The sequence below is a fragment of the Rhodovulum marinum genome, from assembly GCF_004343075.1.
Lineage (GTDB): Bacteria > Pseudomonadota > Alphaproteobacteria > Rhodobacterales > Rhodobacteraceae > Rhodovulum > Rhodovulum marinum.
Genome location: NZ_SLXP01000010.1, coordinates 1 through 14,912 on the forward strand (window position 1 = coordinate 1; position 14,912 = coordinate 14,912).

General features: G+C 66.9%; 14 protein-coding genes and 1 tRNA gene. 8 read left to right on the forward strand and 7 right to left on the reverse strand.

What is annotated here, in order from left to right:
• Positions 1–251 precede the first annotated feature (251 nt).
• The 3 genes from msrQ to EV662_RS14345 form a co-directional block, all read right to left on the reverse strand.
• Positions 252–857: a protein-methionine-sulfoxide reductase heme-binding subunit MsrQ gene (msrQ, locus tag EV662_RS14335; protein ID WP_132464268.1), complete on the reverse strand. Its 606-nt coding sequence runs from the start codon at positions 855–857 to the stop codon at positions 252–254.
• A 2-nt stretch (positions 858–859) separates the two neighbouring features.
• Positions 860–1,765: a protein-methionine-sulfoxide reductase catalytic subunit MsrP gene (gene msrP / locus EV662_RS14340; RefSeq protein ID WP_132463934.1), complete on the reverse strand. Its 906-nt coding sequence runs from the start codon at positions 1,763–1,765 to the stop codon at positions 860–862.
• A 124-nt stretch (positions 1,766–1,889) separates the two neighbouring features.
• Positions 1,890–3,443: an FMN-binding glutamate synthase family protein gene (locus EV662_RS14345; RefSeq protein ID WP_132463937.1), complete on the reverse strand. Its 1,554-nt coding sequence runs from the start codon at positions 3,441–3,443 to the stop codon at positions 1,890–1,892.
• Positions 3,444–3,564: 121 nt separating this feature from the next.
• On the opposite strand from EV662_RS14345, the gene EV662_RS14350 reads away from it, so the two are divergent.
• The 3 genes from EV662_RS14350 to EV662_RS14360 all read left to right on the forward strand — a co-directional run bounded on the left by EV662_RS14350 (position 3,565) and on the right by EV662_RS14360 (position 5,273).
• A complete protein-coding gene (locus EV662_RS14350) occupies positions 3,565–4,008 on the forward strand; it encodes a DUF302 domain-containing protein (protein ID WP_132463940.1) in 444 nt (147 codons plus the stop codon).
• Positions 4,009–4,208: 200 nt separating this feature from the next.
• Positions 4,209–4,700 carry a fasciclin domain-containing protein gene (locus tag EV662_RS14355; protein ID WP_132463943.1) on the forward strand — a complete coding sequence of 164 codons (492 nt, stop codon included), beginning with the start codon at positions 4,209–4,211 and terminating at the stop codon, positions 4,698–4,700.
• Positions 4,701–4,781: 81 nt separating this feature from the next.
• Positions 4,782–5,273: a fasciclin domain-containing protein gene (locus EV662_RS14360; RefSeq protein ID WP_132463946.1), complete on the forward strand. Its 492-nt coding sequence runs from the start codon at positions 4,782–4,784 to the stop codon at positions 5,271–5,273.
• Between the two features lie 85 nt (positions 5,274–5,358).
• On the opposite strand, the gene clpB is transcribed toward EV662_RS14360, so the two are convergent.
• On the reverse strand, positions 5,359–7,974 hold the full coding sequence (gene clpB, locus EV662_RS14365) for an ATP-dependent chaperone ClpB (protein ID WP_132463949.1): 2,616 nt from the start codon (positions 7,972–7,974) through the stop codon (positions 5,359–5,361).
• 188 nt (positions 7,975–8,162) lie between these two features.
• Between clpB and pyrF the strand changes: the two genes are divergently transcribed.
• Positions 8,163–8,882 carry an orotidine-5'-phosphate decarboxylase gene (gene pyrF / locus EV662_RS14370; RefSeq protein WP_132463952.1) on the forward strand — a complete coding sequence of 240 codons (720 nt, stop codon included), beginning with the start codon at positions 8,163–8,165 and terminating at the stop codon, positions 8,880–8,882.
• A gap of 6 nt (positions 8,883–8,888) precedes the next feature.
• On the opposite strand, the gene EV662_RS14375 is transcribed toward pyrF, so the two are convergent.
• Together EV662_RS14375 and EV662_RS14380 are read right to left on the reverse strand one after the other, a co-directional pair.
• Positions 8,889–9,158 carry an NfeD family protein gene (locus tag EV662_RS14375; RefSeq protein ID WP_165915603.1) on the reverse strand — a complete coding sequence of 90 codons (270 nt, stop codon included), beginning with the start codon at positions 9,156–9,158 and terminating at the stop codon, positions 8,889–8,891.
• Entirely contained in the window at positions 9,158–10,051 is an 894-nt protein-coding gene (locus EV662_RS14380; protein WP_132463955.1) for an SPFH domain-containing protein, read from the reverse strand. The genes EV662_RS14375 and EV662_RS14380 overlap by 1 nt, the downstream gene beginning before the upstream one ends.
• 145 nt (positions 10,052–10,196) lie before the next feature.
• Here EV662_RS14380 and EV662_RS14385 point away from each other — a divergent pair, with 145 nt between their 5' ends.
• Positions 10,197–11,450 carry a DNA polymerase IV gene (locus EV662_RS14385; RefSeq protein WP_132463958.1) on the forward strand — a complete coding sequence of 418 codons (1,254 nt, stop codon included), beginning with the start codon at positions 10,197–10,199 and terminating at the stop codon, positions 11,448–11,450.
• Positions 11,451–11,513: 63 nt separating this feature from the next.
• Here the strand turns inward: EV662_RS14385 and EV662_RS14390 are convergent, their stop codons facing one another.
• Positions 11,514–12,371, reverse strand: coding sequence for an N-formylglutamate amidohydrolase (locus EV662_RS14390; protein WP_132463961.1), 858 nt, complete (start codon positions 12,369–12,371; stop codon positions 11,514–11,516).
• A gap of 153 nt (positions 12,372–12,524) precedes the next feature.
• Here EV662_RS14390 and EV662_RS14395 point away from each other — a divergent pair.
• The 3 genes from EV662_RS14395 (at position 12,525) to EV662_RS14405 (ending at position 14,710) form a co-directional block, all read left to right on the forward strand.
• Positions 12,525–12,599 (forward strand) — tRNA-Val (locus EV662_RS14395).
• Positions 12,600–12,675: 76 nt separating this feature from the next.
• Complete coding sequence (gene ykgO, locus EV662_RS14400; RefSeq protein WP_010141322.1) at positions 12,676–12,801, forward strand: type B 50S ribosomal protein L36; 126 nt, start codon at positions 12,676–12,678, stop codon at positions 12,799–12,801.
• Between the two features lie 166 nt (positions 12,802–12,967).
• Positions 12,968–14,710, forward strand: a complete 1,743-nt coding sequence (locus EV662_RS14405; protein ID WP_132463964.1) for a PHA/PHB synthase family protein — start codon at positions 12,968–12,970, stop codon at positions 14,708–14,710.
• The last annotated feature ends 202 nt before the right edge of the window (positions 14,711–14,912 follow it).

Below are 14,912 nucleotides of genomic sequence, written 5' to 3' on the forward strand. Positions count from 1 at the left end.
CCGCCAGCGCCTCAGCGCCGCCGGTGAAGGGGTGTTTACGGATCACATCCCCGAGTCGCAAGCGCTTTTTGCAACTTCATCACAGTTTTTTTGCAGCCCCGGATTCCCCCACAAAATCTGGACGTTAACCCGCTGGTAGCCACTATGAGCAGGGTCGGGCCGCCCCCTGTTTGGGCGAAATCGAAACGGATCGCCCGGCCCGCCCGGCTTATCCACAGAATCTTCCCCAGAATCCGCCGCGCGGGGTCCTGTCAGGCGGCGGCTCGCGTGCGCAAACCCCGAATCCGAAGCGCGAGCAGACCCAGTATCGCCGCCAGATAGGCCAGCGGCGCGATCTGCCAGCCCTTCGCCAGCATAACGAAGTGAATCGCCCCCAACGGAATCGCGAGATACGCCAGCCGGTGCAGGCGCCGCCAGCGCAGCGGACCCAGCTTGCGGACAGCAAGGGTGTTCGAGGTCAGCGCCAAGGGCAGCAACAGCAGGAACCCCGACATGCCGATGGTGATGTAGGGGCGTTTCAGGATGTCGGCCCAGACACGCTGCCAGGATTGCAGGTCGAGGATCAGCCAGACCGCGAGGTGCAGCGCGATATAGAAGAAACCGACAAGCCCCAACGCCCGGCGGAACCGGACGAGGTCGATCCCAGAAACCCGCCTGAGCGGCGTGACCGCGAGCGAGGCGATCAGCACCTGCAACCCGGTCAGGCCCAACCGGTGTTCCAGTGCCGTGATCGGCTCGACCCCCAGGCCGCCAGTCGCGCCCAGCCAGAAGAACCAGACCGCCGGCACCATTCCAACGACATAGACCGGCCAGGCAGGCACCCGCCGAAGCGCACGGTTGATCCGGGCCGCGCCCATCATCAGAAGTTCCCCATCAGGTCCATACCGTCGTAAAGCGAGGCGACCTCTTCGGCGTAGCCGTTGAACATCCGGGTCGGGACCCGCGGCGAGAACACCCCGCCGCCGATCCGCCGCTCGGTCGCCTGGGACCAGCGGGGGTGATCCACCTCGGGGTTCACGTTGGAATAGAAGCCATACTCGTTCGGTGCATAGCGGTTCCAGCTGGTGGGCGGCTGCGCGTCGGTCAGGGTGATCCGCACCACGGACTTGATCGACTTGAACCCGTATTTCCACGGCACCACCAGCCGGATCGGCGCACCGTTCTGGTTCGGCATCTCTTTCCCGTACAGCCCCGTCGCGAGGATCGTCAACGGGTGCATCGCCTCGTCAAGCCGCAAGCCCTCGACATAGGGCCAGTCGAGGATCGCGGTCCGCTGGCCCGGCATTTCCTCGGGACGCAGCAACGTCTGGAACGCCACGTATTTCGCGGAGGGCTGCACGCCCGCACGGTTCAGCAGGTCGGCCAGTTCGAAGCCGACCCAGGGCACCACCATCGACCAGGCCTCGACGCAGCGCAGGCGGTAGATACGTTCCTCAAGGCTGACGCCCGACAGGATATCGCCAAGGTCATAGCTGCCGGGCCGGTCGACCAGGCCGTCGATCTGGATCGCCCAGGGATCGGTGGTCAGTTGCCCGGCATTGCGCTTGGGGTCTTCCTTGCCGGTGCCGAACTCGTAGAAATTGTTGTAGCTGGTGATCTCGTCCCAGGTGTTCGGCTCCAGCCCCGCCTCGGCGGAATGCGCGGGTGCGGCGAGGACGGACAGCCCCAGCGCCCCCATGCCCGCCATCACCTGGCGGCGGTTCAGATAGGCCGTCTCGGGCGTGACATCCGACCAGTTCAACCTGTTGCGCCAGCGGCCTGCCATGGGTCTGTCCCTTTTCCGTTTCCGTCCCGACCCAACAGGTAGACCGCCCGGTGCCGGAAGCCAAAGCAACTCGGCTCACACGGCTGTCAGCGTCGTGAAACACGGGCCGCGGCCGCGCCGGCGGTCACGCCTCGTCCAGCCGCCTGAGGGCTGCCTCGAACTGCTTGTGGCCCCGCGCACGGGCCAGCCCCTCCATCCCGAGATGCACCGAGGGGTAAAGTTCGTTCATCTGCACCGAGGTGCCGTCGTCCAGAACGACCCGGACGTGGCGGCGGCGCATCTCGCGGGGTTCGGCCACGCCCACGGAATGGGCGATGGTCTCGACCTCGCCGATCACCGCGGCGGCATAGGCCGCCACGCGCTTTTCCTTTTCCTTCACCACCAGCCCCTTTTGCAGGTGCGGGTCATGGGTGGTGATGCCCGTGGGGCAGGTGTTTCGGTTGCATTTCAGCGCCTGGATGCAGCCGAGGCTGAACATGAAGCCGCGCGCCGAGGTCACGAAATCGGCGCCGAGGCAGATCGCCCAGGCCACGTCGCCGGGCGCCACCAGCTTGCCCGCGGCCACGATGCGGATGCGATCGTGCAGGCCCGCCAGATCGCGCAGGTCAACCATGCGGATCAGCGCCTCGCGCAGCGGCAGCCCCACCAAGTCGATCAAGGGCATGGGCGCCGCCCCGGTGCCGCCCTCGCCGCCATCGACGGTGATGAAGTCGGGCGCACTTTGCTCGCCGCGCCGCCGGATCTCCTTGAACAGGTCGAACCACGGATCGGCCGAGCCCATGCAGGTCTTGATCCCCACCGGCTTGCCGGTCACCTCGCGGATACGGGCGATCAGGTCCAGAAGATCGGCGAAATCGTCGACCTCGCGGTGCCGGTTGGGCGAGATCGCGTCCTGCCCCATCGGCACGCCACGGATGCGGGCCACTTCCTCGTCGATCTTGGCCGCGGGCAGGATGCCGCCCTTTCCGGGCTTGGCGCCCTGGCTCAGCTTGATCTCGAACATCTTGACCTGCGGATGCGCGGCCACCTCGCGTAGCTTGTCGTCGCTGAGGTTGCCGGCCGCGTCGCGCACGCCGAATTTCGCCGTGCCGATCTGAAAGACGATGTCGCAGCCGCCCTCCAGGTGATAGGGCGACAGGCCCCCTTCGCCGGTGTTCAGCCAGATGCCCGCCCGTTTCGCGCCCCGCGCCAGCGCCCGCACCGCCGGTTTGGAAATCGCGCCATAGGACATGCCCGAAATGTTGAAGATCGACGGTGCCAGGTAGGGCTCTCGGCAATGCGGCCCGATCACCAGGGGTTCGGTCGAGGCATACTGGTCGTCCAGCGGCGGAAAGACCGCGTTCATGAAGATCGGCGTTCCGGGGATGTTCAGGTTCCGGGTCGAGCCGAAGGCGACCGTGTTCCCCTTGGCCTCGGACGCGTTGTAGACCCAGTTCCGCTGGGCCCGGTTGAACGGCATCTCTTCGCGATCCATCGCGAAGAAATACTGCCGGAAGAATTCGCCCAGTTCGGTGAACAGCCCCCGGAACCGTCCGATCACCGGATAGTTGCGCCGGATCGCGTCGCCGGTCTGGGTGCGGTCGATGAAGAACAGGACGACGACCGCCAGGAACACCAGCCCCAGGAACAGCGCGAACGCCCCCGCCATCACCTGAAGCGCGTAATAGGCCCAGCCCATGGCTGTTTCTCCCTGCCTGCCTCGGTTGACCTCGATCAAGGAGCGCCTGCGCCCCGACCGCCAGAGTGACCGCAGGCGCGACACGAGACAACCCCGCGCCGGGGCCATGAGGGAGGAGACCATGAAGGGAATGATCGCTGGTGCCGCGCTGGCATTGGCCGCCGCGGCGGCGCAGGCCGAGGGCGTCGTCACCTATACCGTTGACCAAAGCTTCGACGATGTTGTCTTCGGGCTGGAAAACGCCGTGCTGGGCCAGGGCCTGGTGATCGACAGCGTCAGCCATACCGGCGACATGCTGGAACGCACCAAGGGCGATGTCGGCTCGGACGTCACGATTTTCACCAAGGCCGATATCTTCAGCTTCTGCTCGGCGTCGCTGTCTCGCAAGGTGATGGAGGCCGACCCGATGAACGTGCAGTTCTGCCCCTATGACATCTTCGTGCTGCAGATGCCCGACAGCCCCGACCAGACCACGATCGGCTATCGCCAGTATCCCGAGGGCCCGATGAAAGAGGTCGAGGCCCTTCTGGACACGATCGCGCGCGAAGCCGTGGGCATGGACTGAAAGCTGTTGCGAACTCACGGATTTTCAAACGAAATCAACGCATCTTGATGTGACTTCGCGAAAGCGCCCGGCTTAGTCCGCCGGGCGCTTTCGTCAAACCGGATCGGCGGAATTCCCCGATGATCCGGGCGTGTTTTCCCCGCGTAGCCAGCGTGACCCGACCGAACGGGTTCGTCTGACAACACAAAGGGAACCACACGATGCTTCGCAGAACTTTCCTTTCGCTGACCGCCGTCGCGATGCTGTCCACGCCGGCCCTGGCCGACAACCACATGGGCAAGGACATCGTCGACACCGCCGTCGAGGCGGGCAGCTTCACGACGCTGGTGGCCGCCGTGCAGGCGGCGGGCCTGGTCGACACGCTGAAGGGCGAGGGGCCGTTCACCGTATTCGCCCCGACCGACGACGCCTTTGCCGCGCTGCCCGAGGGCACGGTCGAAACGCTGCTGATGCCCGAGAACAAGGACAAGCTGACCGCGATCCTGACCTACCACGTGGTGCCGGGCAAGGTGATGTCGGGCGACCTGTCCGACGGCATGACCGCCACCACGGTCGAGGGGTCTGACGTGACCATCGGCACCGAGGGCGGCGTGACCGTCCAGGGCGCCAGTGTCACCGCCGCCGATATCGAGACGTCGAACGGCGTGATCCACGTGATCGACCAGGTGATCCTGCCCGAATCCGCGATGTAAACGCGGACCGGCAGACCGGATCGGGGGGTTGGCACGGGCTGGCCCCCCGACTTTTTCGACAACAGGGAACGGGAGACGCCCATGAACCGCAGAACCGCCATCTCGACGCTTGCCGCGACCGGCCTTGCCGCCGCGCTCGCCGCATGCGCCCCGATGAAGTCGACGCCCGACATCGTCGACATCGCCGCCTCGAACGACCAGTTCTCGACGCTGGTCGCCGCCGTCACGGCCGCCGACCTCGTCGGCACGCTGAAGGGGGACGGCCCTTTCACCGTCTTCGCGCCGACCAACGCCGCCTTCGACGCGCTGCCGCCCGGCACCGTCGAGACGCTGCTGAAGCCCGAGAACAAGGACCAGCTGGTGAAGGTGCTGACCTATCACGTGGTGCCCGGGGCGGTGACATCGGACCAGTTGGCCGGGCAACGGTTGAACGTGGCCACCGTGCAGGGCCAGACCGTTCATGTCGACGGCACCCACGGTGTGCGGGTGAACAAGGCGCGGGTGACCTCGGCCGATATCATGGCCTCGAACGGGGTAATCCACGTCATCGACAAGGTGCTTTTGCCGAAGTGACCGGCCTGTCCGGCTGCGCGCGCAGCCGGGCGAAAAAGAAACGCCCCGCCTTTCGGCGGGGCGTCCCCAGCGGTGAGACGATGGCTTAGTGGATCACCGCATCCTCGGGCTTGGGCCGGTTCGAGCCGACCACGCGGTCGCCGATGATCAGCCCATCGGCCCCGGCGGTGACACTGACGCTATCGCCGTCGCGCACCTCGCCGGCCAGGATCATCTCTGCCAGCCGGTCCTGAAGGGCCTTCTGGATCACCCGCTTCAGCGGACGTGCGCCATAGACCGGGTCATAGCCTGCATCGGCCAGCCATTTCTCGGCATCCGGGTAGAGGTCCAGCGCGATGTTCCGCGCCGCCAGGCGTTTCTGCAGCCGCCGCAACTGGATTTCCACGATGCCGGTCATGTCCGCCCGCGTCAGCCGGTCGAACACCACCATCTCGTCCAGGCGGTTCAGGAACTCGGGCCGGAAATGGGCCCGCACGGCGTCCATCACGTCGCGCTTGGCGGTGCTGGCATCGGCATCCTCGGGCAGTTGGCTAAGCGCCTGCGAGCCGAGGTTCGAGGTCAGCACGATCAGCGTCTGCTTGAAGTCGACCGTCCGGCCCTGACCATCGGTCAGAACCCCGTCGTCCAGCACCTGCAAAAGCACGTTGAACACCTCGGGATGCGCCTTCTCGACCTCGTCGAACAGCACCACCTGGTAGGGGCGCCGGCGCACGGCCTCGGTCAGGACACCACCCTCGTCATAGCCGACATAGCCCGGAGGCGCGCCGATCAGGCGGGCGACCGAATGCTTCTCCATGAACTCGGACATGTCGATGCGCACCATCGCCTGGTCGTCGTCGAACAGGTATTCGGCCACGGCCTTGGTCAGTTCGGTCTTGCCGACGCCGGTGGGCCCGAGGAACAGGAAGCTGCCCAGTGGCCGGTTCTCGTCGTTGAGCCCGGCCCGGGCACGCCGCACGGCATTGGCGACCGCGGTGACGGCCTGTTTCTGGCCAATCACGCGCTTGCCCAGCTCCTCTTCCATGCGCAGAAGTTTGTCGCGCTCGCCCTCCAGCATCTTGGAGGTCGGGATACCGGTCCAGCGTTCGACCACCTGGGCGATCTGCTCGGGGCGCACGGCCTCTTCGACCATCATGTCGTCGCCCTGGGTCTCGGCCTCGGCCAGCTTTTTCTCCAGCTGCGGGATCACGCCGTAGGACAGTTCCCCCGCCCGCGCCAGGTTGCCCTCGCGCTTGGCGTGGTCCAGTTCTGCGCGGGCCTTGTCCAGCTGCTCCTTCAGGTCGCGCGCGCTGTCCAGCTTGTCGCGCTCGGCCTGCCACTTGGCGGTCATCTCGGCCGATCTCTGCTGCAGGTCGGACAGCTCTTTCTCCAGCTTGGCCAGCCGGTCCTTCGAGGCGTCGTCATCCTCCTTCTTCAGCGCCTCGGCCTCGATCTGCTTTTGCAGGATGTCGCGGTCCAGCGCGTCCAGTTCCTCGGGCTTGGAATCCACCTCCATCCGCAACCGGCTGGCGGCCTCGTCGACAAGGTCGATCGCCTTGTCGGGCAGGAACCGGTCGGTGATGTAGCGGTGCGACAGCGTCGCCGCGGCCACCAGCGCCGAGTCGGAAATCCGCACGCCGTGGTGAAGTTCGTACTTCTCCTTGATGCCGCGCAGGATCGACACGGTGTCCTCGACCGTGGGTTCCTCGACGAACACCGGCTGAAACCGCCGCGCCAGCGCCGCGTCCTTTTCCACATGCTTGCGGTATTCGTCCAGCGTGGTCGCGCCGATGCAGTGCAGCTCGCCCCGCGCCAGCGCCGGCTTGATCAGGTTCGCGGCATCCATCGCGCCCTCGGACTTGCCCGCGCCGACCAGCGTGTGCATCTCGTCGATGAACAGGATGATTTCGCCGGCGGCGGCGGTGATCTCGTTCAGGATGGCCTTGAGCCGTTCCTCGAACTCGCCGCGATATTTCGCGCCGGCGATCAGCGCGCCCATGTCCAGCGCCATCAGGCGCTTGTTCTTCAGACTTTCGGGCACGTCGCCGTTGACGATGCGCAGCGCAAGGCCTTCGGCGATGGCGGTCTTGCCGACGCCCGGTTCGCCGATCAGAACGGGGTTGTTCTTGGTCCGGCGGCTCAGCACCTGCATCGCGCGGCGGATTTCCTCGTCCCGGCCGATGATCGGGTCGATCTTGCCTTCCTCGGCCATCTCGGTCAGGTCGCGCGCGTATTTCTTCAGCGCCTCGTACCCTTCCTCGGCGCTTGCCGTGTCGGCGGTGCGGCCCTTGCGGATGTCGTTGATCGCGGCGTTCAGGTTCTGCGCCGTCACCGCGCCTGCATCCAGCGCGTCCTTGGCCTTGGACGGCACCATGGCCAGCGCCATCAGGATGCGTTCAACCGGAACGAAGCTGTCGCCCGCCTTCTTGGCGATCTTCTCGGCCTCATCCAGCACCTTACCCGTGGTCTGGTCCAGGTAGGTCTGGCCCGCATCACCCGACACCTTGGGCTGTTTCGCGAGCGCCGCATCGACCGCCTCGACCACGCGCTCGGGCGCGCCGCCCGCACGACGGATCAGGTTGGAGGCCATGCCCTCCTCGTCATCCATCAACGCTTTCAGCAGATGTTCGGGCGCCAGCCGCTGGTGGCTTTCCCGCATCGCGATGGTCTGGGCGGCTTGCAGGAAACCGCGCGACCGCTCCGTGAACTTCTCGAGGTTCATCGGTCTTCTCCTTTCACCAAGCGCCCGTCCCTTTTGGTGCCTGCCAGGCAGCGCACCCCTTTCCGCGGGCCTCGACCAAATATGTGGGAGGCGCCCCAACCCGTTGCAATAGCGCAACAACGCTTTGCCCCACTGGACCGGACGCCGCGCGCGGCCTAGGAAGGCGCGACCGGAAAAGGAGCCGCCCCATGACCGATGACCGCCTGATCGTCGCCCTCGACGTGCCCGATGCCCATGCCGGGCTGGAGCTTGCCACGCGGATCGGCGACGCGGTGTCGTTCTACAAGATCGGGTTGGGGATGCTGACCGGGGGCGGGCTGGCGCTTGCACAGGAACTGAAGGAAGAGCACGGCAAGCGCATCTTCCTCGACATGAAGCTGTTCGATATCGGCGCGACGGTCGAGGCGGCGGTACGGGGGCTGGCGCGGTTCGACCTGGATTTCCTGACCGTCCATGGCGACCCCCACGTGGTGCGCGCCGCGCGCGAGGGCGCGGGCGGGTCGGACATGAAGATCCTCGCCGTGACGATCCTGACCTCTCTGGATCGCGCCGACCTGGACGCCAGTTTGATCAAGCCGGGCGCCGTGGCCGATATCGTGACCGAACGCGCCGCCCTTGCGCTGGCTGCGGGCGCCGACGGCGTGATCGCCAGCCCGCACGAGGCCGCGATGATCCGCGCGCTGCCGCAGGCCGAGGGCAAGCTGATCGTCACGCCCGGCGTGCGCCCGGCGGGGGCCGCGCTGGGCGATCAGAAACGGGTGGCGACCCCGGCACAAGCGATTGCGGACGGCGCGGATCACGTCGTGGTCGGCCGCCCGGTCTGGCAGGCCGAGGACCCAAAGGCCGCCGCACTGTCTATCCAGGCGGAACTGGCCTCGCCGCAGGCGCAGCACCCGAACCGGGGCTGAGGGCCCTCAGTCTTCGTTGATGTCGCGGTCCCAGACCTTGACCTGGCCCTTGCGCACGCCAAGCACAGCGCGCAGCCCCAGCCAGGCCACCAGCGAAACAAGGGCGAACACGAGCATCAGCCAAGGCCAGGTCAGCGCCAGCCCAAACCACAATGCGGTCCCGACCGCAGCCGCCCCGATGGCGAAACCGAGAAACACATAGGCCGGCGCCAGCATTTCAAGGATTGCAAGGCCGGCCGCCGCCGCAAGCCAGACCCACCAGATCTCGAGGATCATCAGCCCCGCCCCTTCAGCATCTTGAAGGCATCGGCGAAGGCATCCATCGCGTGCGCCGGCACGATGATCGTCTGCTTGCCCGCTCCTTCGCCGACCTTGGTCAGTGCCTCGACCTGTTTCAGCGCGACCTGGTATTGCGCGGCCTCCAGCCCGTTATCGGCGATGGCCTGGGCAACCACCTGCGTCGCATAGGCCTCGGCCTCGGCCGAGATGCGCCGCGCCTTGGCCGCCTGTTCGGCCGCGTAAAGCTGGGCATCGGCCTGCAATTCCACGGCGCGTTTCTGACCCTCGGCCTCGGTCACGGCGGCCCGGCGGGCACGTTCCGCGTTCAGCTGCTGCAGCATCGCATCGCGGGTCTGCTGGTCCAGGTTCACATCGAGGATTTCGGCCCGGGTGACCTCGATCCCCCAGTTCTCGACCGCATCCTCGACGCTGTCCTTGATCGTCGCGATCAGGTCCGAGCGATTCGATTGAACCTGGTCGAGTTCCATCTTGCCGATCTCGGCGCGTACGATGCCCGCGACCGTGGTGGCGATGGCCCCGTCGATATCACGGATGCGGTAGACCGTCTTTTCAGGTTCGAGAATGCGATAGAAGACGCTGGTTTCAACCTGCACCAACACGTTGTCCGCGGTGATCGCGTCCTGGCTGGCGTTGGGCAACTGGCGTTCGAGAATGGAAATCTTGTGCGCCACCCGGTCGAGGAAGGGCACGATCAGGTTGATCCCCGGCCCCAGAACCGAACGCAGCCGCCCGAACCGTTCGACCACGTGCTTTTCCGACTGCGGCACGATCCGCACCCCCAGAACCACGCTGAGGATGACCACGGCGGCCAGCAACAACACCACGAGGTTGCCGCCGATCACGGCGGCCAAGACATCTTCAAGGCCCATCTGCCCGTCCTCTTTCCGTTTCTTGCATTATGCGCGGCCCGGCGCGTGCACGGAAGCACTTGCCGCCGGTTCAACCCGGCGTGCATCATGGCGCCCAAGAACGACGGAAATATGCAATCCCCGTGTCATGGATCGGACCTGAGCCATGCCCGCCCTCTGCCGCGACTGCCTGACCACCTTCGAGGCCGGACCCAGATGCCCGAATTGCGGCCGGCCGCGCGTCGTTTCCCATCCGGAACTGTTCGACCTGACCATTGCGCACATGGATTGCGATGCCTTTTACGCGGCCGTGGAGAAACGCGACAATCCCGAGCTGCGCGACAAGCCCGTGATCGTGGGAGGCGGGCGGCGCGGCGTGGTCTCGACCGCGTGCTATATCGCCCGGATCCGCGGCGTGCGTTCGGCGATGCCGATGTTCAAGGCGCTGAAGCTGTGCCCCGATGCGGTGGTCGTGAAACCGCGCGGGGCGGCCTATGCCGAGGCCTCGCGCGCGATCCGCGCGATGATGGAGGCGTTGACGCCCGCCATCGAACCGCTGTCTCTGGACGAGGCGTTTCTCGATCTTTCCGGCACCGCGAAACTGCACGGCGCGCCGCCTGCCCTGCTTCTGGCCCGTTTGGTCCGGCGGATGGAGGACGAACTGGGCCTGTCGGGTTCGATCGGGCTGAGCCAAAACAAGTTTCTCGCCAAGATCGCCTCTGACCTCGACAAACCGCGCGGGTTCGCGGTGATCGGACGGGCCGAAACCGAGGATTTCCTTGCCGACCGTCCCGTCGGCCTGATCTGGGGCGTCGGGGCCGCCGGGCGCGACACGCTGGAACGTGCCGGTATCCGCACCTTTGCCGACCTGCGGCGCTGGGAGAAAGCGGACCTGCAGGCGCGGTTCGGATCCATGGGCGAGCGGCTTTGGCACCTTGCGCGCGGCCAGGATCACCGCCGCGTATCGGCGAACGCGCCGGTCAAGAGCATCTCGAACGAGACCACCTTCCCCGAAGACATCGCCGATCCCGAGGTGCTGGATGGCCATATCTGGCGCTTGGCCGAAAAGGTGGCCGACCGCGCCAAGGCCAAGGGGCAGGCCGGGCGCGTGGTCGTTCTGAAACTCAAGCGCGCGGACCACCGCCTGCTGACCCGGCGCCATGCCCTGGCCGAGCCGACCCAGATCGCCGACCGAATCTATCGCGAGGCCCGCGCGCTGTTCGACCAGGCGGGCGAAACCGGGCCGCTGCGGTTGCTGGGCGTGGGCCTGTCCGAGATCGTCCCGGGCAACGGCGCGGACCTGTCGGGCGACCTGCTGGACCCCCAGGCCGTGTCCCGCGCCTGTGCCGAACGGGCCAGCGATGCGATTCGCGCACGCTTCGGTGCACAGGCAATCCTCAAGGGGCGGGCGCTGCGCTGACCTGTGGCGAGGACAGTTTACCGGAAATTTTCCGCGGGTTTGCCGTGAAACCCCACGCCGCCATCACTCGGCGACAAGCGGCATCTCGTCGGGGCGGCCGATTTCGACGAGGTCGGCCACGACGGCCTCCATCACGCGGCGGAAAGCATCGAAGTTCCGGCTGGGCCGTACCTCGCGTTCGTCCATGTAAAGCGAGCGGTCGATCTCGACCTGCACCGCGTGCCGGTGCCCCGCGGGCCGCCCGTAACGCTGGGTGATGTAGGCCCCCGCAAAGGGTGCGTTGCGCCCCACGCGCAACCCCGCCGCGGCAAAGGCCGCCTCGATCCGGTCGACCACGTCGGACCCCGCCGAGGCACCGAACCGGTCGCCCAGCACCACGTCGGGGCGCCGCTTGCCCGCCGAGGCGATGCTTTCGATCGCCTCGCGCGGCATCGAGTGGCAGTCGACCAGGATCGACTCGCCGAACCGCGCCTGCGCCTCGTCCAGCAATTCCTGCAATCGGTCGTGATAGGGGCGCCAATAGGTCGCGATCCGGCCCTCGGCCTCGGCCAGCGCGATCTTGCCGCGATAGATCGCGCGACCATTGGCGACCACGCGGGGAATCACCCCCAGGCCCGAACTGATGCGCGGGTTGTGCCCGGCCTGTCGGGCCCCCTCGACCACGGCGGGGTCCAGTTCTTCGGGGGCACGGTTCAGATCGACATAGGCGCGCGGCGCGTTCGCCGCGATCAGCGATGCGCCATGGGACGGCGCCGCCGCGAACAAAAGATCGACGAAGGCATCCTCGGAAGAGCGGATCGCGCGTTCGTCCAGCACGGTCTGGCGAAGGAAGCTCCACGGGTAGTCGCGCCCGCTATGGGGCGAAGAAAACACCACGCTCGTGGTCGGCCAGTCCGGCCGGAACAACCTGTAAGCGCACACCGTCCAAGGTCCTCCTTCGGATTGTTTATAGCGGCGATTCCACGCGCACCAAAAGCCCTTGAACCATTTTCCGACTCCTTTTATAGACCTGCGAACCGACGCGGTCCCGCCCGCGTCCGTTTTCTTTCGGGCAGGTGGGACAGGCACGGTGACGGGCGGTTAGCTCAGCGGTAGAGCACTACGTTGACATCGTAGGGGTCACTGGTTCGATCCCAGTACCGCCCACCATCGAATTCGCTGCCCCGCCGGGGCAGCCCGTGAAAACCCAGGCGCATGGACGCGCCGCGACATGAGGAGACGACCCATGAAGGTTCGCAACTCGCTCCGCTCGCTGAAGCAGCGTCATCGCGACTGCCGCGTTGTGCGCCGCAAGGGCCGGGTCTACGTCATCAACAAGACCCAGCGCCGCTTCAAGGCCCGCCAGGGCTGAGCGACACTGCCCAAGCGATTGGCAATGCCGCCCCGGACGACGTCCGGGGCGGCTTTGATTCGTGACGGAGCCTTTCAACGCCAGTCGTGCACTGCTATCGCAAAACTGCCACAGGGGTCTGAAACAACGGCCCGAGCACAGCCATAGGCATAGGCAGAGGCAGGCGATGAAAGCACCCAACGGACACCGCGAGACGCAGCACCCCTATGAAACGCTCGACCGGGCCAGCCGCGCGGTCGTCGCGCGGGCGACCGGGGGCAGTTCGCCGACGGCCGCCGCAACCGCCTGGGCGGACTGGGCGCTGCACCTGTCCCGCGCACCCGGCCGGCAACTGGAACTGGCCGAGCGCGCGATGCGGTCGGCGGCGAAACTGGCGCTGTACGCGGGCCGCGGCACCCAGGGCGAGGCGCCCTTTGCCCCCCGGCCCGGCGATCACCGCTTTGACCACCCGGGCTGGGCGCTGCCGCCGTTCAACCTGTGGCAGCAGGGGTTCCTTGCCTGCCAGGACTGGTGGGACGGTGCGGCCCAGCCGCCCCGGGGCGCCACGCAGCACAACGCCGACCGGGTCGCGTTCATGGCGCGGCAGGCGCTTGACGTGGTCTCGCCCTCGAACGGGGTGCTGACCAATCCCGAGATCCTGCAGAAGACGATCGAAAGCGGCGGCGGCAACCTGGTGCGCGGCGCCGCGCGCCTGGCGGGTGACATGGCCGCCCGGCTGACCGGACAGTCGGAGTCACCGGACGAAGGCTATGCGGTCGGCCGCAACCTGGCCTGCACGCCCGGCGAGGTGGTCTATCGCAACGAACTGTTCGAACTGATCCAGTACACGCCGCAAACCGAAAAGGTGCATGCCGAACCGGTGCTGATCGTGCCGGCCTGGATCATGAAATACTACATCCTCGATCTCAGCCCCGAAAACTCGCTGATCCGCTACCTTGTCGAGCAGGGCTTCACCGTCTTCGCGATGTCCTGGGTGAACCCGACGGCGGCGCTGCGCGACACTTCGCTGGACGACTATCGCCGGCTGGGGGTGATGGCCGCGCTTGACGCGGTGACGCGGATCGTGCCCGAGGCCCGCGTGCATGCCTGCGGCTATTGCCTGGGCGGCACGATCCTGGCCATCGCCGCGGCGACCATGGCGCGCGAGGCCGATCAGCGCCTGGCCTCGATCACGCTGCTGGCGGCGCAGACCGATTTCACCGAGGCCGGCGAATTGATGCTGTTCCTCGACGAAAGCCAACTGGCCTTTCTGGAGGACATGATGTGGGACCAGGGCTACCTGGACCAGGCCCAGATGGCCGGCGCGTTCCGGGCGCTGAGGGCCGAGGACCTGATCTGGTCGCGCGCCGTGCGCCGTTACCTGCTGGGCGAGGACGAGCCGCAATTCGACATCTCGGTCTGGAACGGCGACGCGACGCGGATGCCCGCCCGGATGCATTCCGATTACCTGCGCGCGCTGTTCATGGAAAACCGCCTGACCGCCGGGCGTTTCGCCGTCGAGGGCCGGGTGATCGCGCTCAAGGATATCGACGCGCCGATGTTCGTCCTGGGCACCGAGAAGGACCATATCGCGCCCTGGCACTCGGTTTACAAGGCGACGCTGTTCACCGAGAACGAGCTGACCTTCGTGCTGACCAAGGGCGGACATAACGGCGGCATCCTGTCCGAGCCGGGGCACAGGGGCCGGCATTACCGGATCGGGCACCGGACCCGGGACAAGAGCTATATGGACCCTGACACCTGGTTCGACCGCCACCCGGCGAAGGAAGGGTCATGGTGGCCGGAATGGAGTGCGTGGCTGACGCGAAAAAGCGGTGCCGAACAGGTTGCGCCGCCCGCGATAGGCGCGCCAGAGGCCGGGTTGCCGCCGCTGGGTCCGGCCCCGGGAACCTACGTGTTCCAGACCTGAAATGCATCGGGCGCGGCCCCGGCCCTGGATCCGTGACCGGGCACCGCTGGCGCCGGGCACGCTGTCGGTTTCGCCTTGGCTACGCCAAGGCGACCGGGGGGGGGGGGGGGGGGGGGGGGGGGGGGGGGGGGGGGGGGGGGGGGGGGGCGCGCCCGGGGAGGACGCAGGGCGCGGCCGGGAGGAGAGGGACGGGGCCGGGCGC

Bases quoted from the DNA above. Each gene is read 5' to 3' on its own strand.
- msrP (WP_132463934.1), bottom strand. From the start codon at position 1,765: ATGGCAGGCCGCTGGCGCAACAGGTTGAACTGGTCGGATGTCACGCCC.
- EV662_RS14375 (WP_165915603.1), bottom strand. From the start codon at position 9,158: ATGATCCTCGAGATCTGGTGGGTCTGGCTTGCGGCGGCGGCCGGCCTT.
- EV662_RS14345 (WP_132463937.1), bottom strand. From the start codon at position 3,443: ATGGGCTGGGCCTATTACGCGCTTCAGGTGATGGCGGGGGCGTTCGCG.
- pyrF (WP_132463952.1), top strand. From the start codon at position 8,163: ATGACCGATGACCGCCTGATCGTCGCCCTCGACGTGCCCGATGCCCAT.
- EV662_RS14355 (WP_132463943.1), top strand. From the start codon at position 4,209: ATGCTTCGCAGAACTTTCCTTTCGCTGACCGCCGTCGCGATGCTGTCC.
- EV662_RS14350 (WP_132463940.1), top strand. From the start codon at position 3,565: ATGAAGGGAATGATCGCTGGTGCCGCGCTGGCATTGGCCGCCGCGGCG.
- EV662_RS14405 (WP_132463964.1), top strand. From the start codon at position 12,968: ATGAAAGCACCCAACGGACACCGCGAGACGCAGCACCCCTATGAAACG.
- ykgO (WP_010141322.1), top strand. From the start codon at position 12,676: ATGAAGGTTCGCAACTCGCTCCGCTCGCTGAAGCAGCGTCATCGCGAC.
- msrQ (WP_132464268.1), bottom strand. From the start codon at position 857: ATGGGCGCGGCCCGGATCAACCGTGCGCTTCGGCGGGTGCCTGCCTGG.
- EV662_RS14360 (WP_132463946.1), top strand. From the start codon at position 4,782: ATGAACCGCAGAACCGCCATCTCGACGCTTGCCGCGACCGGCCTTGCC.
- EV662_RS14380 (WP_132463955.1), bottom strand. From the start codon at position 10,051: ATGGGCCTTGAAGATGTCTTGGCCGCCGTGATCGGCGGCAACCTCGTG.
- clpB (WP_132463949.1), bottom strand. From the start codon at position 7,974: ATGAACCTCGAGAAGTTCACGGAGCGGTCGCGCGGTTTCCTGCAAGCC.
- EV662_RS14385 (WP_132463958.1), top strand. From the start codon at position 10,197: ATGCCCGCCCTCTGCCGCGACTGCCTGACCACCTTCGAGGCCGGACCC.